Annotated in this window: 19 protein-coding genes and 1 riboswitch; of the genes, 5 read left to right on the top strand and 14 right to left on the bottom strand. The window is 67.9% G+C overall.

Features of this window, described 5'->3' with window-relative positions; all coding sequences use genetic code 11:
• Positions 1-121: 121 nt before the first annotated feature.
• On the bottom strand, positions 122-1,903 hold the full coding sequence (locus tag IB236_RS10730; protein WP_192420667.1) for a methyl-accepting chemotaxis protein: 1,782 nt from the start codon (positions 1,901-1,903) through the stop codon (positions 122-124).
• A 193-nt stretch (positions 1,904-2,096) separates the two neighbouring features.
• On the opposite strand from IB236_RS10730, the gene lpxC reads away from it, so the two are divergent.
• From lpxC to IB236_RS10710, 4 genes are all read left to right on the top strand, one after another.
• Entirely contained in the window at positions 2,097-3,020 is a 924-nt protein-coding gene (lpxC, locus tag IB236_RS10725) for a UDP-3-O-acyl-N-acetylglucosamine deacetylase (protein ID WP_015012562.1), read from the top strand.
• 14 nt (positions 3,021-3,034) lie between these two features.
• Positions 3,035-3,211, top strand: a complete 177-nt coding sequence (locus IB236_RS10720; protein ID WP_192420665.1) for a hypothetical protein — start codon at positions 3,035-3,037, stop codon at positions 3,209-3,211.
• 55 nt (positions 3,212-3,266) lie between these two features.
• Positions 3,267-3,390, top strand: a riboswitch (TPP riboswitch).
• Positions 3,391-3,511: 121 nt separating this feature from the next.
• Positions 3,512-5,416, top strand: a complete 1,905-nt coding sequence (thiC, locus tag IB236_RS10715) for a phosphomethylpyrimidine synthase ThiC (protein ID WP_225581097.1) — start codon at positions 3,512-3,514, stop codon at positions 5,414-5,416.
• A gap of 193 nt (positions 5,417-5,609) precedes the next feature.
• Positions 5,610-7,268, top strand: a complete 1,659-nt coding sequence (locus IB236_RS10710; RefSeq protein WP_056059188.1) for a methyl-accepting chemotaxis protein — start codon at positions 5,610-5,612, stop codon at positions 7,266-7,268.
• A gap of 66 nt (positions 7,269-7,334) precedes the next feature.
• Here IB236_RS10710 and IB236_RS10705 read toward each other — a convergent pair whose 3' ends face one another.
• From IB236_RS10705 to gspG, 10 genes are all read right to left on the bottom strand, one after another.
• Positions 7,335-8,723 carry a GspE/PulE family protein gene (locus tag IB236_RS10705; RefSeq protein ID WP_121941984.1) on the bottom strand — a complete coding sequence of 463 codons (1,389 nt, stop codon included), beginning with the start codon at positions 8,721-8,723 and terminating at the stop codon, positions 7,335-7,337.
• Between the two features lie 13 nt (positions 8,724-8,736).
• Positions 8,737-11,019 (bottom strand): type II secretion system secretin GspD, encoded by a 2,283-nt coding sequence (gene gspD, locus IB236_RS10700; RefSeq protein WP_056745257.1) that lies wholly within the window; start codon positions 11,017-11,019, stop codon positions 8,737-8,739.
• A gap of 4 nt (positions 11,020-11,023) precedes the next feature.
• Positions 11,024-11,836 carry a type II secretion system protein N gene (gene gspN / locus IB236_RS10695; protein ID WP_192420663.1) on the bottom strand — a complete coding sequence of 271 codons (813 nt, stop codon included), beginning with the start codon at positions 11,834-11,836 and terminating at the stop codon, positions 11,024-11,026.
• A gap of 33 nt (positions 11,837-11,869) precedes the next feature.
• Positions 11,870-12,415 carry a type II secretion system protein GspM gene (gene gspM / locus IB236_RS10690; protein WP_056745254.1) on the bottom strand — a complete coding sequence of 182 codons (546 nt, stop codon included), beginning with the start codon at positions 12,413-12,415 and terminating at the stop codon, positions 11,870-11,872.
• On the bottom strand, positions 12,412-13,698 hold the full coding sequence (gene gspL, locus IB236_RS10685) for a type II secretion system protein GspL (protein WP_192420655.1): 1,287 nt from the start codon (positions 13,696-13,698) through the stop codon (positions 12,412-12,414). Before gspL ends, gspM begins: the two co-directional genes overlap by 4 nt.
• Before the next feature lie 83 nt (positions 13,699-13,781).
• Positions 13,782-14,759 carry a type II secretion system minor pseudopilin GspK gene (gene gspK / locus IB236_RS10680; protein ID WP_192421033.1) on the bottom strand — a complete coding sequence of 326 codons (978 nt, stop codon included), beginning with the start codon at positions 14,757-14,759 and terminating at the stop codon, positions 13,782-13,784.
• Between the two features lie 98 nt (positions 14,760-14,857).
• Positions 14,858-15,514, bottom strand: a complete 657-nt coding sequence (locus IB236_RS10675) for a type II secretion system protein J (protein WP_225581096.1) — start codon at positions 15,512-15,514, stop codon at positions 14,858-14,860.
• A gap of 104 nt (positions 15,515-15,618) precedes the next feature.
• Complete coding sequence (gspI, locus tag IB236_RS10670) at positions 15,619-15,987, bottom strand: type II secretion system minor pseudopilin GspI (protein ID WP_056059169.1); 369 nt, start codon at positions 15,985-15,987, stop codon at positions 15,619-15,621.
• Positions 15,988-15,989: 2 nt separating this feature from the next.
• Positions 15,990-16,421 (bottom strand): prepilin-type N-terminal cleavage/methylation domain-containing protein, encoded by a 432-nt coding sequence (locus IB236_RS10665; RefSeq protein WP_056059165.1) that lies wholly within the window; start codon positions 16,419-16,421, stop codon positions 15,990-15,992.
• Between the two features lie 174 nt (positions 16,422-16,595).
• Entirely contained in the window at positions 16,596-17,036 is a 441-nt protein-coding gene (gspG, locus tag IB236_RS10660) for a type II secretion system major pseudopilin GspG (protein ID WP_099731210.1), read from the bottom strand.
• Between the two features lie 72 nt (positions 17,037-17,108).
• Between gspG and IB236_RS10655 the strand changes: the two genes are divergently transcribed.
• Positions 17,109-17,558: a type II secretion system protein N gene (locus IB236_RS10655; protein ID WP_056059159.1), complete on the top strand. Its 450-nt coding sequence runs from the start codon at positions 17,109-17,111 to the stop codon at positions 17,556-17,558.
• A 20-nt stretch (positions 17,559-17,578) separates the two neighbouring features.
• On the opposite strand, the gene IB236_RS10650 is transcribed toward IB236_RS10655, so the two are convergent.
• From IB236_RS10650 to ilvA, 3 genes are all read right to left on the bottom strand, one after another.
• Positions 17,579-18,181: a histidine phosphatase family protein gene (locus IB236_RS10650; RefSeq protein ID WP_192420651.1), complete on the bottom strand. Its 603-nt coding sequence runs from the start codon at positions 18,179-18,181 to the stop codon at positions 17,579-17,581.
• Positions 18,178-18,984, bottom strand: a complete 807-nt coding sequence (gene cobS / locus IB236_RS10645) for an adenosylcobinamide-GDP ribazoletransferase (RefSeq protein WP_192420649.1) — start codon at positions 18,982-18,984, stop codon at positions 18,178-18,180. The genes IB236_RS10650 and cobS overlap by 4 nt, the downstream gene beginning before the upstream one ends.
• An 80-nt stretch (positions 18,985-19,064) precedes the next feature.
• Complete coding sequence (ilvA, locus tag IB236_RS10640; protein WP_015012579.1) at positions 19,065-20,624, bottom strand: threonine ammonia-lyase, biosynthetic; 1,560 nt, start codon at positions 20,622-20,624, stop codon at positions 19,065-19,067.
• Between the last annotated feature and the right edge of the window lie 298 nt (positions 20,625-20,922).

The raw sequence follows: 20,922 nt of genomic DNA, 5'->3' as shown, positions 1-20,922 counted from the left end.
CTGCGGCCCCCTCCCGGGGGCTGCAAGACAAAAAGCCCTGCCGGCGCAAGCTGGCAGGGCTTTTTGTCTGGGCGAACGTCCGCAGGCTTTCAGGCCCGGGTCGCCCCAGGCCTCTCAGTGGTCAGAAAGATTCCCAGTCATCGTTATTGTCAGCCGCAGGCTTGGGGCTGCTTGCCTTGGGGGGCAATGCCGCCGCTGGCGCGGGTGAAGGCGCAGCAGCACGAGGGGCTGCTGGCGCCTTGGACAGGGCCGGGCGGGGGGCTGCCGCACGCACGGCAGGGGCCACGGCGGGGCGGGGCGCGGCTGCGGGGCGGTTGGCCGGGGCGGGAGCGGAGGTGCTACCGTTCACGCGGAACAGCGCCACCACCTGGGTGAGCTTCATGGCTTGCTCGCGCAGGCTGTCGGCGGCGGCCGTGGATTCTTCCACCAGCGCCGAGTTCTGCTGGGTCATCTGGTCCAGCTGGTTCATGGCCGTGTTGACCTGCGCGATGCCTTGGCTCTGCTCCGATGTGGCCGCACGGATCTCGCCAATGATGTCGGTCACGCGCTGCACGCTGGCCACGATCTCTGTCATGGTGGCGCCCGCATTGCCCACCAGGGCGGTGCCGGACTCGACCTTTTCGACCGACGCGCCGATCAGCGACTTGATCTCCTTGGCAGCCTCGGCGCTGCGCTGCGCCAGGCTGCGCACCTCGCCCGCCACGACTGCAAAGCCCCGGCCCTGTTCGCCTGCGCGGGCGGCCTCCACGGCGGCGTTGAGCGCCAGGATGTTGGTCTGGAACGCGATCCCGTCGATGACGCCGATGATGTCGCTGATCTTCTTGCTGCTGGCGTTGATGTCCTGCATGGTGGACACCACTTGCGACACCACCTCGCCCCCGCGTGCGGCCACTTCGGCGGCGGACGTGGCCATCTGGTTGGCGGTCTGCGCGGAGTCGGACGTCTGCTTCACGGTGCTGGTCAGCTCCTCCATGCTGCTGGCCGTGGTCTGCAGGTTGCTGGCCGTGTCTTCGGTGCGGTGGGCCAGGTCGTTGTTGCCCTGGGCGATCTCGCTGGACGCGGTGGCGATGCTGTCGGTGGCCGAGCGCACTTCGGTCACCAGCTTGCGCAGCGAGGTCACCATGTGGGCCAGGCCGTCGAGCATGGAGCCCGGTGGGGCGGCTGGGATCTGGGCGTCGAGGTTGCCTTCGGCCACCTCGGACATGATGGCAATGGCGTGGGTGGGTTCGCCTCCAATCTGGCGCAACACCGAGCGCGACACCAGCAGGCCGATCACCCCCACCGCCACAAACACCGCCACCACCAGAGCAAGGCTCGACCACAGGGCCTGGCGCAGCATGGCATCGACGTCGTCCGTATACAGCCCGGAGCCCACCATCCAGTTCCAGCCGTCCACTTTGACGATGTACTGCAGCTTGGGCACGGGTGTCTGCTGGCCGGGGCGCGCGAACATGGTGGGCACAAAGGCCTTACCGTCCTTGCTGCTGCGCATGCCGTTGACCAGCAGGCCGATGATGTCCACGCCCGAACCATCCTTGACCTTGCCGAGCATGTCCTGCCCGTCCCACTCGGTCTTGAAGGGGTGCATCACGCCAACGCCCTCGGTGGTCCAGATATAGAAATATTCGGTCTTGCCCTCGGGTCCGCCGTAGCGTGCAATGCGCAGGGCATCTTTGGCAGCCTTCTGCGCGTCTTCCACCGACATGGCGCCGCTCGCGGCCTTGGCCTGGTAACCGACCACAATGCTGTGTGCGGACTGGACGGCGGTGGTCAGCAGGTCCTTGCGGGACTCGGTGATCAGTCGCCGCTCCTGGAGGAGTGACAGGATGGCCATGATCAGCAGCGCAGTGAGTGCGGTGCCGATCATGAGCATGACTTTCATCTTGAAACTGAGTTTGCTCATGGGAGTCTCCTGTGGGGCGGGTGTCGTGTGTTCATGTTGTGGTTGTTAAGGCCCTGTGTACCAAATTGTGCGGCGAACCATGGGGCCTGCACAGTAGGTGAAAACGCGGCGGTAGCTCTACGTACGCGTCGCTTTGAGGTGCGACAAGACCTCGGCACGTGCGGGGCGGTGCCGCAGAAACTAAAATGCGCAGATGCTCCAGCAACGCACCCTCAAGACCCTGACCCGCGCCGTAGGCGTGGGTCTGCACAGCGGCCAACGGGTCGAGTTGACCCTGCGGCCCGCGCAGCCGGACACAGGCATCGTGTTCCGGCGGGTGGATCTGCCGCAGCCGGTGGACATTCCCATCCGTGCCGAGGCGGTGACGGATACGAGGCTGGCGTCCACCATCGCAGTGGGCAATGCCAAGGTGCACACGGTGGAGCACCTGATGTCGGCCTGCGCGGGGCTGGGCATCGACAACCTGTACGTGGACATCACGGCCGAAGAGGTCCCCATCCTCGATGGGTCTTCGGCCTCGTTTGTGTTCCTGTTGCAAAGCGCCGGGGTGGAACTGCAGAACGCACCCAAGCGCTTTATCCGCGTCACCCGGCCCGTGGAGGTGCGCGAGGGTGAGGGGGCCAACGCCAAGTGGGCGCGCCTCACGCCGTACCACGGCTACAAGCTCAGCTTCGAAATCGACTTCGACCACCCGGCCGTGGACTCCACCGGCCAGCGTGTGGAGTTTGACCTGGGGCAAGGCAACTACAGCCGCGACATTGCCCGCGCCCGCACCTTCGGCTTCACCCGCGATGTGGAGATGATGCGCTCCAACGGCCTGGCGCTGGGCGGCGGGCTGGACAACGCCATCGTGATGGACGACTACAAGGTGCTCAACAGCGACGGGCTGCGCTACGACGACGAGTTCGTGAAGCACAAGATCCTGGATGCCATGGGCGACCTGTACCTCATTGGCAAGCCCCTGCTGGCGGCCTACAGTGCGTTCCGCTCGGGCCACGCCATGAACAACCTCTTGCTGCGCGAGCTGCTGGCCCAGCGTGATGCCTGGGAGGTGGTCACCTTCGAGGACGAGCGCCAGGCCCCCACCGGCTTCGCGCAACCTGCGCGCGCCTGGTAGGGCCCGCTTGCCATATGTTGATCTTTCGCTGGCTGGCCATGCTGCTGCTCCTGGCGGCGGCCGTGTCGTTCGCGTTTTACGTGGGCACCGGGCAGCCGCGCTACAAGCGCCTGGGGCTCGTCATCCTCAAGTGGACGGTGATTGCCGCTGTGTTCTTTTTTGCAGTGATCCTCATCGGCCGCCTGGCCTGATGTATCGGCTGATGCGCGGGCCCTGCGGGCCCGTTTTTTCCACTGCCCTATACTCGCGCCTGCTCCGGGGTGTGCTGATGCGCTGAGATGCAAGAGTCCTGAAGGAATTCAGGCCAGCTTGCGAACCCGACGAACTTGATCCGGTTCATACCGGCGGAAGAAGAGCCGACCTCCTTGTCCCCGTGCCCGCACTCCCTGTGGGCACGCCTTGCCTCAGGTGTTGCCATGCGCAGCCACCCTAGGGGCGCACAGGTCCATTCCGGAGCAGACCCACCGCCACCGGAACCAGGAGACCTGCCCATGAACGCCCCCGATCCCCACGCCCAGCTCGCTGCCCCCGAAAAGTTTGCCGAGCTGCTCGCCCGCACCCGCGAGCCCTTCCCCGCATCGCGCAAGGCCTACATCCCCGGCCAGTTGCACACCGACCTGCGCGTGCCCGTGCGTGACATCGCGCTCACCAACGGAGAGCTGGTCAGCGTGTACGACACCTCGGGTCCCTACACCGACCCGAACGCCGTGATCGATGTGCGCCAAGGCCTGGCCAGCGTGCGTGGCGGCTGGATCACCGGCCGTGGCGATGTGGAGCACTACGAAGGCCGCGCGCCCGTAGCGCTGGACGACGGACAAAAGAGCGAAGACGCCACCCGCCTGGCCCAGCTGCGTGCCGAAGCCGCCGCGCTGCAGCGCAAGCCCTTGCGCGCCAAGACGGGCGCCAACGTCACCCAGATGCACTACGCCAAGAAGGGCATCCTCACCCCCGAGATGGAATACGTCGCCATCCGCGAAAACGGCAAGCGCGAGTGGATGGCGCAGTACATGGCCGATGAAGCCCGTGAGAAGCGCCTGATGGGCAACCCCATGGGCGCCAGCATCCCGCGCGTCATCACGCCTGAATTCGTGCGCGACGAAGTGGCCCGGGGCCGCGCCATCATCCCCGCCAACATCAACCACTCCGAGGTGGAGCCGATGGCGATTGGTCGCAACTTCCTGGTCAAAATCAACGCCAACATCGGCAATTCGGCCGTCACTTCCAGCATCGAAGAAGAAGTCGAAAAGCTCGTCTGGGCGATCCGCTGGGGCGCCGACAACGTGATGGACCTGTCCACCGGCAAGAACATCCACACCACACGCGACTGGATCGTGCGCAACAGCCCTGTTCCCATCGGCACGGTGCCGATCTACCAGGCGCTCGAAAAAGTGGGTGGCGTGGCCGAGGACCTGACCTGGGCGATCTTCCGCGACACGCTGATCGAGCAGGCCGAGCAGGGCGTGGACTACTTCACCATCCACGCCGGTGTGCGTCTGGCCTACATCCACCTCACGGCCAACCGCCGTACGGGCATCGTCTCGCGCGGGGGCTCCATCATGGCCAAGTGGTGCATGGCGCACCACCGCGAAAGCTTTTTGTACGAGCACTTCGAGGACATCTGCGACATCATGAAGGCCTACGACGTGTCGTTCAGCCTGGGCGATGGCCTGCGCCCAGGCTGCGCATCGGATGCCAACGATGAAGCGCAATTTGCCGAGCTGCACACGCTGGGCGAGCTGACCCAGGTGGCCTGGAAGCACGACGTGCAGACCATGATCGAAGGCCCCGGCCATGTGCCCATGCACATGATCCAGGCCAACATGACCGAGCAGCTCAAGACCTGCCACGAAGCGCCGTTCTACACCCTGGGCCCGCTGACCATCGACATCGCCCCCGGCTACGACCACATCGCCAGCGCGATTGGTGCGGCCATGATCGGCTGGATGGGCACAGCCATGCTGTGCTACGTGACGCCCAAGGAGCACCTGGGACTGCCCGACCGCGACGACGTGAAGCAGGGGATCATTGCGTACAAGATCGCCGCCCACGCGGCCGATGTGGCCAAGGGCCACCCCGGCGCGCGCGCGCGCGACGACGCGCTGAGCCAGGCGCGCTTCGACTTCCGCTGGCAGGACCAGTTCAACCTGGGCCTGGACCCCGAAACGGCCAAGGAGTACCACGACGAGACCCTGCCCAAGGACTCGGCCAAGGTGGCGCATTTCTGCTCGATGTGTGGCCCCAAGTTCTGCTCGATGAAGATCACCCAGGAGGTGCGTGACTTCGCCGCCCAGAAGGGTGTGGCCGAGGCTGAAGCCCTGGCCCAGGGCATGCAGACCAAGGCGGCCGAGTTCCAGAAAGGCGGGGGCGAGCTGTACATCCCGCTCAAGCCCGTGTGACAGCAGCGCAATAAGCGCAGCTACTGGCCCCGAGGATTCCCTGAAACAGGGCCCCGGGGCCGTGCTTACCCTGTGCGATGGACCGCCTTGCCCGGCATATAGTCCCGCCCACCCCCGGCCCAGAAGGCGGGGGGTGTGTGTGGCACCAAATTTGCTATGCTGGACTGTCTGTTAAAAAATGTAAGGAAGAGCCATGAATGCTCTCGGCCGCTTCTCCATCCGCACGCGTCTCTACTTCGGAACCGTCTTTTCCCTGATCCTTCTGGTCGTCATTGGTGCCATGGGCTACGTGGCCCTGGACCGAACGCGCGGCACGCTGCAGGTGCTGTTTTCAGAACGCGTGCAGACGCTGACCGACATGTCCGAGCTGCGCACCACCCTGGGTGACCTGCGCCGGACCGAAAAAGACATCATCATCAACTTCAACAACTCGGTCGAGGTCTCGGCCCTGCGCGAGTCCTGGGCCAAAACCCTGACTTCCCTGCGCAAGCGTCTGGCCGATGTGCGGCAGGTGCAGTCGGGCGATGCCGAGTTTGTGGCCTCGATCGACAAATCGCTCGACGAGATCAAGCAGTACGAAACCGGCATCTCACCCATCTTCGAGAAGATCGAGGGCGCGCAGCTCGACGGCGCAGGGGGCGGCGCCTACGCCGACCGCCTGAAGGTCCACATGGAAGCCACCGACAAGCTGTTCTCCAGCCTGGCGGGTTCGGCTCGTGCGCAGATGGACGAGGCGCGCGCGGGTGTCGAATCGCGCACCTCCACCATGGCCGCACTGATTGGTGTGGGCCTGGTGCTGGCGCTGGCGGTGCTGATTCCGCTCACGTTCTTCAGCGTGCGCTCCATCACCAAGTCCCTCGGACAGGCCCAGGAGCTGGCCGAACGCATTGCCAGTGGCGATTTGTCGCGCGATGTGGCAGCCATGAACCAGGACGAAGTGGGCCAGCTGGTAGGCGCCATGGGCCGCATGCAGGACTCATTGCGTGACCTGGTGCGCCAGGTGCAGGACGCGGCGGGCAACATCTCCACCGCCAGCTCCGAGATCGCCAGCGGCAACCATGACCTGAGCCACCGCACCGAGCAGACAGCGGCCAACCTGGAAGAGACCGCCTCGTCGATGGAGGTGCTGACCAGCACGGTGCAGCAAAGCGCCCAGGCCTCGCGCCAGGCCAGCGACTTTGCCTCGTCCGCCGCCGAGGTGGCCGCACGCGGCGGCGCCGTGGTGTCGCAGGTGGTGACCACCATGGACCAGATCACCACCAGCTCGCGCAAGATCGCCGACATCACGGGTGTGATCGATTCGATTGCGTTCCAAACCAACATCCTGGCGCTCAACGCGGCGGTGGAAGCCGCCCGTGCCGGTGAGCAGGGCCGTGGCTTTGCGGTGGTGGCCAGCGAGGTGCGCAACCTGGCGCAGCGCAGCGCCGAAGCGGCCAAGGAGATCAAGGGCCTGATCGGTTCGTCGGTGGAGCGGGTTGAAGACGGCTCGCGCCTGGTGAGCCAGGCCGGCCAGACCATGACCGAGATTGTGAGCAGCGTGCGGCGCGTGTCCGACATCATTGCGGAGATCACCGCTTCGTCGGCCGAGCAGAGCGACAACATCGGCCAGATCAGCCAGTCTGTCACGCAGCTCGACCAGATGACCCAGCAGAACGCGGCTCTGGTGGAGGAGTCCACCGCAGCGTCCGAGTCGCTGCGCGAGCAGGCGCACCACCTCAATAGCGCGGTCAGCCAGTTCAAGCTGCAGGATGGCGCGACCGCATCCCCGGCGTTTAGCACCTCGGCACCCGCAACGCCCGCCGCACCTGCGATGGCCCAGGTGGGGCGCCGGCCCGCGCTGCAGATCCGGTAGTTTGAAGTGTTTTTGGCTGGTAGCGCTAGTGCTTCATGCGCTGGAAGCTATCAAAAACGTAGCAAATCAGTCCCGCGTCACCCGCAGCACTTCTTCGCGGCTGGTGATGCCGGCGGCAATCAGGCGTTCGCCATCGTCACGCATCAGCGCCATGCCACCCGCCAGCGCTGCGGTGCGGATGTCGGCCTCTGAGGCCTGGTTGTGGATCTGTGCCCGGATCGCGTCCGTGGTCACCAGCAACTCGAACACGCCCGTGCGGCCGGTGTAGCCCGTCTGGCCGCAGTGCTCGCAGCCGCTGCCGTGGCAGTGGCTGCAGAACTTGCGCACCAGGCGCTGGGCCAGCACGCCCAGCAGCGACGACGACAACAGGAAGGGCTCCACGCCCATGTCCGTCAGGCGCGTGACGGCGCTGGCAGCATCGTTGGTGTGCAGGGTGGCCAGCACCAGGTGACCCGTGAGCGAGGCCTGGATGGCAATCTGCGCGGTCTCGAAGTCGCGGATTTCGCCAATCATGATGATGTCCGGGTCCTGCCGCAGGATGGCGCGCAGGGCCTTGGCAAAGGTCAGCTCGATCTTGCTGTTGACCTGGGTCTGGCCCACGCCCGGAAGCTCGTATTCGATGGGGTCTTCCACCGTCATGATGTTGTTGCGCGTGGCGTCGAGCCGGCCCAGCGCCGCGTACAGCGTGGTCGTCTTGCCCGAGCCCGTGGGGCCGGTGACCAGGATGATGCCGTGCGGCTGGCCGATCAGACCCTCAAAGCGGCGCAGGGTGTCGCCCTGCATGCCCACGGCCTCCAGGCTGAGCTTGCTTTCACTCTTGTCCAGCAGGCGCAGCACGGCGCGTTCGCCGTGCGCGCTGGGCAGGGTGGAGACGCGCACGTCGATGGCGCGCGTGCCCAGGCGCAGGCTGATGCGGCCGTCCTGGGGCAGGCGTTTTTCGCTGATGTCCAGGTCGGCCATGATCTTCAGGCGCGAGATCAATGCGGCGTGCAGCGCGCGGTTGGGCTGCACCACTTCGCGCAGCGTGCCGTCCACACGAAAGCGCACGCTGCTGTGGCGCTCGTAGGGCTCGATGTGGATATCGCTCGCGCCGTCGCGCGCGGCCTGCGTGAGCAGGGCGTTGAGCATGCGGATGATGGGTGCGTCGCCGGCAGATTCCAGCAAGTCCTCGACGGCCGGCAGCTCCTGCATCATGCGCGAGAGGTCGGCGTCGCTCTCGACCTCGCTCACCACGGTGGCGGCGCTCGATTCGCTGTGCGAATAGGCCGCGCTGATGCGCTGGGCCAGGGCAGGCGCATCGAGCGCAAGCAGTTGCTGCACCGGGTGCTTGCGCAGCACTTCGGACAGCGCGCCCGCATCGGGGCTGGGGCCGTGCCACAGCACCAGCTGGTGGCCATCGTCCTCCAGCAGCAGCTGGGCGGTGCGGGCAAAGGCGTAGGGCAGGGGGTGGCGCATGCGTGGCGGCCCTTCAGCGTGGCGAGGTCTCTGCGGGCAGCGGCGCCAGCGGCTGTGCAGGCACGGTGGCTGCGCCGGGCTCTGTGCGTTGTGGCAGTGCGGGCAGGATGGGCGCGCCCGACACCGACTTCATCACCACGCTGGGCGCGGGCTGGGTGGTCTGCTGCAGCGCGCGGATGGCCTCGTAGCGGTCCATCATCAATGCGTCGCTGGTGGCGTTGTCACGCACCACAATGGGGCGCAAGAACACCATCAGGTTGGTCTTGTTGCGGGTGCGGTTCTCGCTGCGGAACAGGTTGCCCAGCACCGGGATGTCGCCCATCACCGGCACCTTGTCCTGGCCTTGCGAGTAGCTGTCTTCCAGCAGGCCGCCAATCACGATGATGCTGCCATCGTCCACCACCACGTTCGACTCGATGGAGCGCTTGCTGGTGGTGGGGCCGTTGGCGTTGCTCAGCGTGGCGGTGTCGATCTTGGAGACCTCCTGGTAGATCGCCATCTTCACCGTGCCGTTCTCGCTGATCTGCGGACGCACCTTGAGCATCAGGCCCACATCCTTGCGCTCCACCGTGGTGAACGGGTTCACCGTGCTGCTGCCGGTGCTGTTGGCGTACGAGCCGGTCACGAAGGGCACGTTGTTGCCGATGATGATGCGCGCCTCTTCGTTGTCCAGCGTCATCAGGTTGGGGGTGGAGAGCACGTTGGCATCGCCGCTGTTCTGCAGGAAGTTCGCCAGCGCGCCCAGGTAGTACTGGCCGTTAATGCGCGGTGCGAGCGCCAGGTTCAGGCCCTTGCCCAGCGAACTGGCCGCCGTCGCGATGGAGGTGGTGGAGCCCGAGGCCAGGGCGGCTGTCACGTTCAGGATGTTGGCACCGGCCGCGCCGGAGTTGGTGCCGATCACGCCCACGGTGCCATCGCCGTTTTTGCCCAGAATGCCCTGCCACTGGATGCCGAACTCGGCCACCTTGTTGGCAGAGACCTCGACGATCAGGCTCTCGACCAGCACCTGCGCGCGGCGGCCGTCGAGCTTGTCGATCACGTCGCGCAGCTGGCGGTACAGCGGCTCGGGCGCCGTGATGATGAGCGAGTTGGTGGTGGGGTCGGCCTGGATCTGACCGCCGGTGGAGGGCTGGTTGTTGTTGGTGCTGCTGGTGCCCATGGCGCTGGTGCTGGAGCCCAGGCCGCCGCCGGTGCTGCTGCTGCCGGACGAGCTGCCGTTGGTGGACAGCATGCCCCCGGTACTCAGCCCCGTGCTGGGTGCGGGCGCGCTGGCACCGCCACCGCTGCTGGCAGCACCGCCATTGTTGCCGCCCATGGCTGCCATGGCGGCGCGCAGGGTGGTGGCCAGCTTGGTGGCGTCGGCGTTCTTGAGGTAGACCACATGGATGTTGCCGCTGGCCGCGCTGCTGCCGGGCGCAGGCGCCTGGTCCAGCTGGGCCACCAGGGCGCGCACCTGGGCCACGCGGGCCGGGTTGGCGGCGCGCAGGATCAGCGAGTTGCTGCGCGGCTCGGCAATCAGGGTGGTCTTGAACGCGGTGTCGGCCTGGCCGGGCGCGGCCGCGGCTGCGGCGCCCCCGTTGGCGCTGCCGCCGTCGATCAGGCGCGACACCAGCGGTGCCAGGTCGCTGGCAATCGCGTTCTTGAGCGGAATCACCTCCACATCGCTGGCGTTGGACACATCCATGGCCGCCACGATGCGCGCCAGGCGCTGCAGGTTGTCGGCGTAGTCGGTGATCACCAGCGAGTTGTTGCCGGGGTTCACGTTGATGGTGTTGTTGGGGCTGATGAGCGGGCGCAACACCGGCACCAGATTGGCCGCGTTCTCGAAGTTGAGCTTGAAGATCTGCGTGACGATTTGTCCGCCGCCGGGCGCGCTGCCCGCGTTGCCCTGCACCACGCTCACGCTGCCGCCCTGCAGCTTGGCGTCTGCCTCGGGCACCACCTTGTACAGACCGGCCGCCTCCACCACCGTGAAGCCTTGCAGGCGCAGCGCGGCCAGGAACTGCTGGAACGCGGCGGCAGGCGTCACTGCGCGCTCGGTCACGAGGTTGAGCTGGCCTTTTACCCGTGGGTCCACCACCACGTTGCGGCCGGTGATGGTGGCCATGGTGCGGGCCACGGCCTCGATCTCGGCGTTGGCAAAGTTGAGCGTGACGGGTTCGCTGGGGCGCACGCTGCCGGTGCGGGTGTCCACCGCCGTCTGGGCGCCAATCTGGCCACTGGCGCAGGTAAGTATTGCGCTGGCTGCTATGGTTTTGAGAGTGAAGCGCAGGCGTGGAGCAAACAGGAAAGTCATAGATTCAACCCACGGTGATGATGGAGCGCGCGCCATTGCGCCGTCCGATGATGTTCAGAAGATTGGACAGTGCGGCCTCCCGCTCGGGGGTGGCGCTGGCCTCGCCCGCAAAGCGCAGGCGGTTGCCCACCCACTGGCCGCTGCCGCTCAGTTGCAGGGCCCCGTCGAGGGTGCTGAGGGCGAGCGTGGGCACCTCGCCGCCCTGCAGCACCAGCCGGTAGCTGCCCATGGGGCGCAGGGTGGACAGGCGCGAGGACATGGCCCGCGCATCCATCTGGGCCTCGCCCGACAGCACCATGCGGCCTGCAGCCCATTGCGCCGTCAGCGCGCGTGTCTGCAGTGCCAGCTGTCCCTGCGGCTGCAGGGTGTTCCAGGGGGTGCCCAGGCCCGCCAGCAAGGCCGCAGGCCACTGGCTCTGGCCGTCGGCCACAGTGATTTGCGGGCCGGCCCAGCGCAGGTGCACCTGGGCCCGCAGGGGCTCGGGCGTGCAGCAGCCTGCGTGCAGTTGGGCGCTTAGCCCGCCCCAGGTGGGGCGCAGCTGCCAGTCCACCCGGCCGGGCAGGGCGGCGCTGTCTTTGCTGGCCTGGCCACCAGTCAACACCAGTTGGGCCGATCCGGTCCACACCGTGCCCCTTGGCTGCAGCAACAGCACCTGCCCCTGGGTGGCGCTGGCCACGCCGCCGGCCAGCCAGTGCGCAGGCGCAAAGCCCACCACGGCGGGCAGCACGCCGGCCAGCGCACCGGCCCATGCCCAGCCCCACGCTGTGCGGGGGGCGGAGCGGGGGGCAGGGCGTGTCGGACGGAGGTTGCGGGCCACGGGGGGAATGTATTGTTCAGGTCAGTCCGCGGGTCAGCGGGCCGGGGCGGTGGGCAGGGCCAGCACCACGGTGCCATCCCAGCGGGGCATGGCCACGGGCGCGCTGCCCAGGGTGACGGGCGCATTGCCGGCGGGCGCAGCGGCAGCGCTGCGGGTCAGCCGCGCTTCCAGCGGCGTGGCGCGGGCATTGCTGCGGGCCTGGGCCAGCCACTGGGCCAGCGCGTCGGCCGATGCGCCTTTGAGCGTGACCGTGGCGCGGTCGCCCGCCACGTTGAGCTGTGCCGTGTTGCCCAGGCGCTGCGTGAGGGCGGTGCGCAGCGCACCCACGGCATCGCCGGGGCTGGTGGCGGGTGTGGCCTGCAGCTGCTGGGCCTCGGCCTGCAGGCTTTGCATGCGCTGCAGCTGGGCGTCGAGTGCGGCGTGCCGCGCGGGCGCGGCGCGCAAGGTGCCGAGTGCGGGGGCGACGGCCACCCACCACAGCAGGGCCAGCGCCACCACCGTGGCGGCGGCCAGCACCAGGTTCTGCTCGCGGGGCGCCAGGGCTTTCCAGCGGTCCTGGAGGGCGGAGGATCGGGTCATGGGCTCACCTCGGTGCGCAGCAACAGGCTGCCATCGTCCACGCGGGCACGGTACCCGGCGGCTTGCAGGCGGCCAGACACCACAGATTCTTCATCGGGCGCCAGGGTCACGCCACGCAGGCGCAGCTCTCCGGGGGTGTATTCGATGCTGCTGGGCAGGCGGCCATCGGGCAAGGCCGCACCGGCCGCTGCCAGCAGGGGCTCCAAGTCGCGCGCCGAGACACTGCCGGCGGCCTGCCGCAGCTGGGCGAGTTCGCGCTCCATCTGCACCGGCGCATCGACCACCACCTGCACTTTGGGAAAGGTCTGGGTCAGGGTGTTGCGTACGCTGGCCTGCTTGGCAGTCAGCGCCTGCCGTTCTTGCCAGGCCCAGGCATTGAGCCCCACCAGGTGCGCCACCACCAGCATGCCCGCGCCCCAGCGGGCTGCACGCCACTGCGGGGCATACAGCGCCGCGCTCAGCGCGCTGCCCACTTTGCGCAGCGCGCGGGTGCTGCTGGTGCTGGACAGGTCGAACTGCGCCAGGTCCCAGTCGCCGCGGGCGGCATCGAGCGCGCGCTGGCTGGTGGTGTGCAGGGCGATGCGTTGGCCTTGCTGGCCCAGGGTGCGTTCGGCCAGTGCAGCCACGGCGGGCTCGGCGCGGACCATGAGAGCCTGGTCTTCACCGGTGTCGGCGGCTTGCAAGTCGGCGCGTGCCAGGGTCAGGGCCATAGGGGTCAGCGGCAGCACCGCCACGCCTTGGTCGGCGCCATGGCCGGTCAGCACCACGTAGGCCTCTTCGGGCGTGCCCAGGGCGCACAGCTCGGGCTGGCCGCTGCCCGTGGGGCCCGGCGCAAATTCGGGCACCACGCGGGCCACGCGGCGGCCTGCGGCCTCCAGCGCCTGCAGGTGTTCGCGCAGCCAGGCGCGGTCGCACACGGCCACCCACACCGGCTCGCCAGCCTGCGCACGACTTTGTGCGCCGGATTGCAGCGCAAAGTGCAGCTGGCTGGCATCGTCCAGCACGCGGTCTTCCAGCAGGCCTTCCAGCACGGATCGCAGCCGGGGCGTCTGCTGGCCGGCACCCAGCGGCACACCGGCCGGAATGGTGACGCGCTGCCACGACAGCGCCCGTGCGGGCACCACGGCCACGACCTCGACGCCGGGGCGGGTGGGCTCGGGCAGCAGGGCAGCGGGTGCGGTGGCGTGCTGGAGGGCGGAATGGCCGTCTGCCGTGAGCGTGTAGGCGTACTCGGAGGCGGGTCCCGGGCGGGCCGGCGGCAGGAAAAGGATCAGGGTGCTCATGGGCGGGTTTTGCGGGCCATTTTAGGGGGCGGGCGTGACGCAGCGGCGGTGCGGGTGGGTGCAGTGTGAGGGTTGTTACACCCTCAGCGCTGTGCCCCGGGCAGCAGTTGCGTGGTTTCCCGGTCGAAGGCGCCGCGTTCGCGCCACAGTGTGGTCACGTCGATGCCCTGTTTGCGCACCAAAGAGCGCTCGTCCACCATCGCATCGCCGAGCCGCAGGCGGCCCCGTACTTCAAAGTACGAAGAGGCCACGGCGTGGGCACTTTCGTTGATGTCGATGCTGGCGCCCACCAGGTCGCGCACGTCGCTGAGGGTGCGGAAGTGCCGCGCCTCGCGCGTCTGCACGATCTTCTGCGCCGTGGCGCTGTCCAGCCCGTCGATGGCGGCCATCAGCACGTTGATGTCGGCGGTGTTCAGGTTGACCGGGGTGCGCACAGGCAGCAGCGTCACATGCGGGGCGAGCGCCGCCACCGTGGCCGGGGTCAGGCCCAGCCACCCCAGCTGGGTCACGCTGGGCGGCAGCAGGGGGGCGGAACCGCTGTCGGCGCCCGAACCCGCTTGCGCCCGGCGCAGGCCGTCGATCAGGGTGCTCAGTTGTTGTCCGCGAAGGCCCAGGCGCTCGAACAATCGGGTGAACTGCCGCAGCGCCACGGCCTGCACCTGCCCGCCCTCCGCGAGGTTGGTGATGTTCAGGCGGCCCTGCAGGTCGGTGATCTGGCCCGACAGGAAGGCCTCGGTGGTGTCGGTGCTGGCGTCGTCCACCTGGGTCACGTTCTTGTCGGCCGCAAGGAAGGTGGACAGCCGGGCCTCCTGCAGAGGGATGGCCCAGGGCTCGGCCAAGTGGTCGGCCCCGCCGGAGCGCCCATCCTCGCGCAGGATGAGCCGCGACCAGTCGAGCGCACCGACCAAAATCCAGGTGGACTGCACGTGGCCGCGCTCGGCCGTCTCGACCTCCACCGCGCGCCACTGCTGCCACATCGCGGCCGCCGCAAAGGTGGCGACCAGCGTGACGGTGAGCATGGCGGCGAGCAGCGCCGCACCGCGCGCCCTGTGCCTGTGCAATGGGCGCTGCCACAGCGAGTGCCACCGTGGAGCTGGCTTTGCCAGGCCACGGGTGGCGTCCCCCTGGGGGGATGCGGCGCAGCCGCTCAGGGGGGTACTCACGATCTGCCTCCGCCCAGCACGGGGTTGACCCAGTCGCGCGTCAGCTGGCCTGCCAGCGCCTGGCCCGGGGGCAGGGTGATCTGCAGGCGGATGCCGTCCGGAATGGCCGAGGTGCTGTCGCCCGACGGGGTGCCCGTGCTCGACTGCGGGTTGGACCACGCGCCGCCCCGGTAGTAGAAGATCTGCCAGCTGTCGAGCGGCAGCAGCGTCACCTCGTAGCGCCGCTCGGCGTCGCCCGGCGTACGCGCCCACTGGGCGGCCTGCTCCCAGGCCTGCCGCCAGTCGGCGCGGGTGCGCACTGGCGGCGACTGCCAGCGCAGCCACTGGCCCACGCCCTGGTTGTTGTTGCGGCGGGTCCAGGCCACCACCAGCGCACCCTCGTCGGGCACGGCGCTGCTGCGGCGGGTGAGGCGCAGCACCTGGCCGTCCCAGTCCAGCGGCGTGGTGTTGGCAACGGGCATCAGGGCGTCCAGGTCCGTACCCCACTGCCCCAGCGCAGCCTGCAGCACCAGCATCTCGTCTGCCCGCTGGCGCGTGGACTCCTGCGCCCGCACCATGCCATCGAGCCCGCGCCAGCTCAGGATGGCGATCAACGCCATGACGCTGATCGCGACCAGCAACTCGATGAGTGTGAAGCCGCGCGGGACCTTCAAAAATGGCGCGACGCGAGGCCAGCGCACCCGTGGAACTGGCTCAGCCAGGCCACCGGGTGCGTCCCCCTCCCGGGGGGAAGGCGCGAAGCGACTCAGGGGGGGCATTAATACCTTCCAATGATGGTGGAGAGGCGCAGGATGGAGTTGTCCCCGTCCAGCACCTGCGCATCGATGCGCCGAAAACTCGGGTTGGGTGTGGGCCGCACGATGGTCACCACCTGCAGCTGGCGCCCGGCCTGCTCGCAGGTCAGGTTGCTGTCACCCACACTGGGCATCTGGCGCGAGAGCCGGGCCTTGACCAGCTCGTTCTCCGCGCACAGCTGCGCGAGCACGATGTCGGACTGCCGCAGGGCGTTGCGCGTGAGCGCCGTCGTGGCCTGCAGTCCCGCCATGAGGGCAATGGCCACGATGGCCAGCGCCACCAGCACTTCCACCAGCGTGAAACCCCGGTGGCCGATGAGAGGGCGGCGCATCCTCACTGCACCGCATCCACGGAAAACGGGCGCACGCCGTCGGTGGCAATGCGCAGGGTGCGGTCGGGGGAGGACTGGTGGGTGATCAGCACCTGCTGCGGGCCGATCAGGGGCTCGGGGCCCAGTAGCAGCACTGCCGGCCCGCGCACCACGGTGCCAGGGTCCAGCCACTGGTTGGGCAGGGCGGCCTGCGCGCTGCGCGGCAGCCCCTCAAAACGGAAGCCCCCCGGCAGCGCGCGCCAGCGCACGGGGATGCCCCCTGCGCGGGACTGTGCACGCGCGGATTCGAGCAGCGCCGCCAGCCGTGCGGCTTCCCGCTCCAGCTGCGTCTGTCCGCCATCGCGCATCGCCAGCCCCACGCCCGCCGTGGCCAGCGCCATGATGCTGATGACCACCAGCAGCTCCAGGAGGGTGAATCCGCGCGAGCGGTTCATGAAGCTGCGCGATGGGCGGTCGCAACGGTCACGGCGTATCCACCAGGCGCACGGCCGCAGCGCCGGGCCGCCCCAAGCAAGGCCCGGCCCCATGCACCAGCGAAGCGCGGGGCGAGCCTGCTGTGGGGAGCAGGGAGTGACACGCCAGTGCACGACCGTGGGGACCACATCTCTTTACTGCCAGCTGCCAATATCGGCGTCCTTGCCTTCGCCGCCCGACTGGCCATCGGCGCCAAACGACATCACGTCGATCTCGCCTTTGATGCCGGGGTTGAGGTATTGGTAAGGGCGGCCCCAAGGGTCGTTGGGCAGCTTCTCCAGGTACAGCTTCCAGTTGCCCGGTACGGGGCCCGCAGTGGGCTTGATGACCAGCGACTGCAGGCCTTGCTCGGCCGTGGGGTAGCGCTGGTTGTCCAGGCGGTAGAGCTTGAGCGCCTGCATGATGTTGGTGATGTCGGTGCGGGCGGCCGTCACGCGGGCATCGTCGGCACGTTCGAGCACGTTGGGCACGATCAGCGCGGCCAGCACGCCGATGATCACCAGAACCACCATCAGCTCGATGAGGGTGAAACCACGGGCCACGGACTTGGCAACGCGGCGGGGGGCGGAACGCACGAGGAGGGAGAAAGAAGTGTTCACTGCTGGCGGTCTCTCGGATGGTCGAATCGCGTGAATCATAATCCCCGCATGGTGACCAATACGTACAGCAAATGGGGCGTCCGCCTGGGGACTCTGGTGCTCTGGGCAGCAGCCGGCGCCAGTGTGGTCTATTGGGGGCTGCGCCTATCGGCGCCTTCGTCCGCGTCCTCCGCCCCGGCAGTGGCGCCCGCCCCAGTGGCCATGGACGCGCAGGCGCTGGCGCGTTTGCTGGGTGCTGCGCCTGCAGCCTCTGGCGTGGCAGCGCCGGTGGCACCCACCGCGAGCCGGTTCACTCTGATCGGGGTGCTGTCGGGGCGCAGCAGCGGCGGCGGTGCGGCACTGATTGCCGTGGACGGCAAGCCCGCCAAGCCCTTCCGCGTGGGCGCTGCGGTGGACGAAGGCCTGGTGTTGCAGGCCCTGGGCCCCCGCCAGGCGCAACTGGGGACCAGCATGGGCGGACCCGCTACGGTGACGCTGGACATGCCGCTTAAGAACTAGGCACCTGCTGGCCTACAGCTTCAGGCCAGTTCCCTGATTTCCCATTCCCCCCAGCCCGGCGCCGCCACCGGCCAATCCTCTGAGCGGGGCAGGGCGCTCTCACCCCGCTCCTGCAACCAGGCCACGCAGCGGGCCACTCCGGCGTGGGTGATCCACACCACCTCATTCACGCCCTGTTCAGTGCGCCACGCCTGGGCGGTCTGCAGGGCTGCCGCCACGCGGTGCAGCATGTGGGCCAGGCTTTCGCCCCCGCCGGGTGCGTGGGTGGCGAACCCGGCCACCCAGGTGTCGATGGCACTTTTGCCGATGGCGTCCCAGGGCTGCCCTTCCCAGCGGCCGAAGTCCATCTCGCGCAGCCGGGCGTCGGGAGTGAAGGTCAAATCCGGTCTGAGCGCTTGTAATTCATGCGCCAGCAGCTCACATCTTTGTAGCGTGGAATACGCCACGCACGCAGCGCGCCCCCCCGGGGGCAGGGCCGTTGCCAAGCGCTCTGCCGCAGCGCGGGTGGCCTGCGCGTCGGCCGGCACGTCCCACGCGCCGTAGCAAGTGCCCGGAGGAACCAGCGGGGCTGCATGGCGCACCAGCCACAGGCGGCTGCTGGTGGCGGCAGGGGGGGGCGTCATAGCCATCGCAGTGCGATGGCCGCGCCCAGGTAGAACCCGATCTCGCTCACCTGCTGCGTGGCGCCCAGGCAGTCGCCGGTGAAGCCTTGCAGCCGTCGGGCGAACCAGCGCGCCATCCAGCCCGCGCAGAGCGCGCTGAGAGCAATGGGTGCTACCAAAAAGAGAGCTGTCTGGGCATATCCGACTAGCGCAAGGGGCGGAAAACACCATAAAAGTGCCGCAACCAGTGCGTGGCCGGAGATCTGGTCGGCCAGCGGCTTGCTTTTGGACCGCGCCGTATCACCCACATGCGGCAAGCTGCGCACGATGAGCAGGGGCCAAAAGCGCGACAACACATGCGCGCCGACCAGGGCCGCCAGTGCCACCGGCAGGCTGTGCGCCCCCAGCAGCGCCAACAGGCTGAGCTTGGCCAGCAACGCCAGCACCAGCGCCATGGCCCCGAAGGCGCCGATGCGCGAGTCCTTCATGATGTCCAGCGCGCGTTCGCGGTCGTAGCTGCCGCCCAGGCCGTCGGCGACGTCGGCCAGGCCGTCTTCATGGAAACCACCGGTCATCAGCACCGTGGCGACGGTGCAGAACACGGCGGCCACGGCCGGGGCCAGCGGGTTGGGCGCCAGCGCCCAGTGCAGCGCGGCGTACACGGCCGTGGACAGCAGCGCCGCCAGCCAGCCGATGCCCGGAAAGTGCGCCGCGCTGGCCCGCAGCATGGCCGGGCTGTAGCCCACCCAGTTCGCCAGCCGCCCAGTGACGGGGATGCGGGTGAAGAACTGCACGGCCAGCAGGTAGTGGCGCAGGGCTTGCATGGTGTGCAGTTGTTGCTTGATGCTTCTTTTTTGATAGCTGCTAGGGCATATTCAACTAGCGCTTGCAGCCATTTTGGGCATTATTTGGACCGCAAGAACAGGCGGTAGGCCGGGTTCAGCGTTTCTTCCACATACGGGTAGCCCAGCGTGGCCAGGAAGGCGTCGAAGGCCGCCTTGTCTTCGGGCGGCACTTGCATGCCCACCAGGATGCGGCCATAGTCCGCGCCCTGGTTGCGGTAGTGGAACAGGCTGATGTTCCAGGTTGGCTGCATCAGACTCAAAAATTTGAGCAGCGCACCGGGCCGCTCGGGGAAGGTGAAGCGCATCAGGCGCTCGTCCTGCGCCAGCGCCGAGTGCCCGCCCACCAGGTGGCGCAGGTGTTCCTTGGCCAGCTCGTCGTGCGTCAGGTCCAGCGCCTCGAAACCGTGGCGGTTGAAGTTCTTGGCGATCTTTTCCGATTCGCCTTTGCCGTTGGTGGTCAGACCCACGAACACATGGGCGCGGGCGGCGTCGCTGATGCGGTAGTTGAATTCGGTCACGTTGCGCGGGCCGCCGGGCAGGCCGCCGACCACCTCGCAGAAGCGGCGGAAGCTGCCGCGCTCTTCCGGAATGGTGACAGCGAGCAGCGCCTCGCGCTCTTCACCCACCTCGGCCCGCTCGGCCACGAAGCGCAGCCGGTCGAAGTTCATGTTGGCGCCGCACAGGATGGCCGCGTAGGTCTCGCCCTTGGTCTTGCGCTGGGCCACGTACTGCTTGATGGCAGCGACAGCCAGTGCCCCGGCGGGCTCGACGATGCTGCGCGTGTCCACAAAGATATCCTTGATGGCGGCGCAGACGGCGTCGGTATCGACGGTGATGTAGTCATCCACCAGGCCCTGTGCCACGCGGAAGGTTTCCTCGCCCACCAGCTTCACGGCCGTGCCGTCGGAGAACAGGCCCACATCGGCCAACGTCACGCGCTCATGGGCCTGCACCGACTGGATCATGGCGTCCGAGTCGTTCATCTGCACCCCGATCACCTTGATCTCGGGGCGCACGGCCTTGATGTAGTTGGCCACACCCGAGATGAGTCCGCCGCCGCCAATGGCTACGAACACGGCATCGAGCTGGTTGCTGCCCAGGCTTTGCAGCTGGCGCAGGATCTCCATGGCGATGGTGCCCTGGCCGGCAATCACGTCCGGGTCGTCGAACGGGTGCACGAAGGTCAGGCCCTGTTCCTTTTCCAGCTGGACGGAATGGCCGTAGGCGTCGGAATAGCTCTCGCCAAACAGCACGACCTCGCCACCAAGCGTCTTCACGGCATCAATCTTGAGCTGCGGCGTGGTGGTGGGCATCACGATCACGGCGCGCGTGCCCAGTCGGTGGGCGCTCATGGCCACGCCCTGGGCGTGGTTGCCGGCCGAGGCGCAGATCACGCCGCGCTGCAGCTGCTCGGGCGTGAGGTGCGCCATCTTGTTGTAAGCGCCCCGCAACTTGAAGCTGAACACGGGCTGCTGGTCTTCGCGCTTCAGGAGTACCTTGTTGTGCAGGCGGCGGCTGAGGTTCTTGGCGGGCTCCAGCGCCGACTCCACCGCCACGTCGTACACGCGGGCAGTCAGGATTTTCTTGAGGTAGTCGGCGGGGGTGAGGTGCTGGGTCATGGCAGGTGCAGGAGGAGAGCCCCACCGGCGCAGGGCAGCGGGCGGGGGCCCACATCATAGGGCGTCGCCCTGGCGAGAGGCCGAGGCATCAGGGACGGCAACCTGCCGTGGGACGGTGCGAGCGGGCAAAAAAAAGCCCCGGGCCGTGAGGCCTGGGGCTAATCCATCCTTTGAGGAGATGGAGGAGACAATCGGTGCGAGGCAAGTGTCGGGTTCCGGGCTTCTTGCCGCCTGCCGGTTCCTTTCTGTTCGAAAGCGGCAGCGCATGGGCGAAGTTTAGCGCGAGTCTTGTTGCGAT

Origin of the sequence: Acidovorax sp. ACV02, assembly GCF_014851475.1 — a bacterium.
GTDB classification, from domain to species: domain Bacteria; phylum Pseudomonadota; class Gammaproteobacteria; order Burkholderiales; family Burkholderiaceae_C; genus Acidovorax; species Acidovorax delafieldii.
The sequence above is the reverse complement of the archived record's forward strand: the minus strand, read 5'-3'. Positions and strand labels throughout refer to the sequence as shown.

Bases quoted from the DNA above. Each gene is read 5' to 3' on its own strand.
- IB236_RS10650 (WP_192420651.1), bottom strand. From the start codon at position 18,181: ATGACGCCCCCCCCTGCCGCCACCAGCAGCCGCCTGTGGCTGGTGCGC.
- thiC (WP_225581097.1), top strand. From the start codon at position 3,512: ATGAACGCCCCCGATCCCCACGCCCAGCTCGCTGCCCCCGAAAAGTTT.
- IB236_RS10665 (WP_056059165.1), bottom strand. From the start codon at position 16,421: ATGAACCGCTCGCGCGGATTCACCCTCCTGGAGCTGCTGGTGGTCATC.
- IB236_RS10710 (WP_056059188.1), top strand. From the start codon at position 5,610: ATGAATGCTCTCGGCCGCTTCTCCATCCGCACGCGTCTCTACTTCGGA.
- ilvA (WP_015012579.1), bottom strand. From the start codon at position 20,624: ATGACCCAGCACCTCACCCCCGCCGACTACCTCAAGAAAATCCTGACT.
- IB236_RS10730 (WP_192420667.1), bottom strand. From the start codon at position 1,903: ATGAGCAAACTCAGTTTCAAGATGAAAGTCATGCTCATGATCGGCACC.
- lpxC (WP_015012562.1), top strand. From the start codon at position 2,097: ATGCTCCAGCAACGCACCCTCAAGACCCTGACCCGCGCCGTAGGCGTG.
- gspM (WP_056745254.1), bottom strand. From the start codon at position 12,415: ATGACCCGATCCTCCGCCCTCCAGGACCGCTGGAAAGCCCTGGCGCCC.
- gspD (WP_056745257.1), bottom strand. From the start codon at position 11,019: ATGACTTTCCTGTTTGCTCCACGCCTGCGCTTCACTCTCAAAACCATA.
- gspI (WP_056059169.1), bottom strand. From the start codon at position 15,987: ATGCGCCGCCCTCTCATCGGCCACCGGGGTTTCACGCTGGTGGAAGTG.
- gspL (WP_192420655.1), bottom strand. From the start codon at position 13,698: ATGAGCACCCTGATCCTTTTCCTGCCGCCGGCCCGCCCGGGACCCGCC.
- cobS (WP_192420649.1), bottom strand. From the start codon at position 18,984: ATGCAAGCCCTGCGCCACTACCTGCTGGCCGTGCAGTTCTTCACCCGC.
- IB236_RS10705 (WP_121941984.1), bottom strand. From the start codon at position 8,723: ATGCGCCACCCCCTGCCCTACGCCTTTGCCCGCACCGCCCAGCTGCTG.
- IB236_RS10655 (WP_056059159.1), top strand. From the start codon at position 17,109: ATGGTGACCAATACGTACAGCAAATGGGGCGTCCGCCTGGGGACTCTG.
- IB236_RS10720 (WP_192420665.1), top strand. From the start codon at position 3,035: ATGTTGATCTTTCGCTGGCTGGCCATGCTGCTGCTCCTGGCGGCGGCC.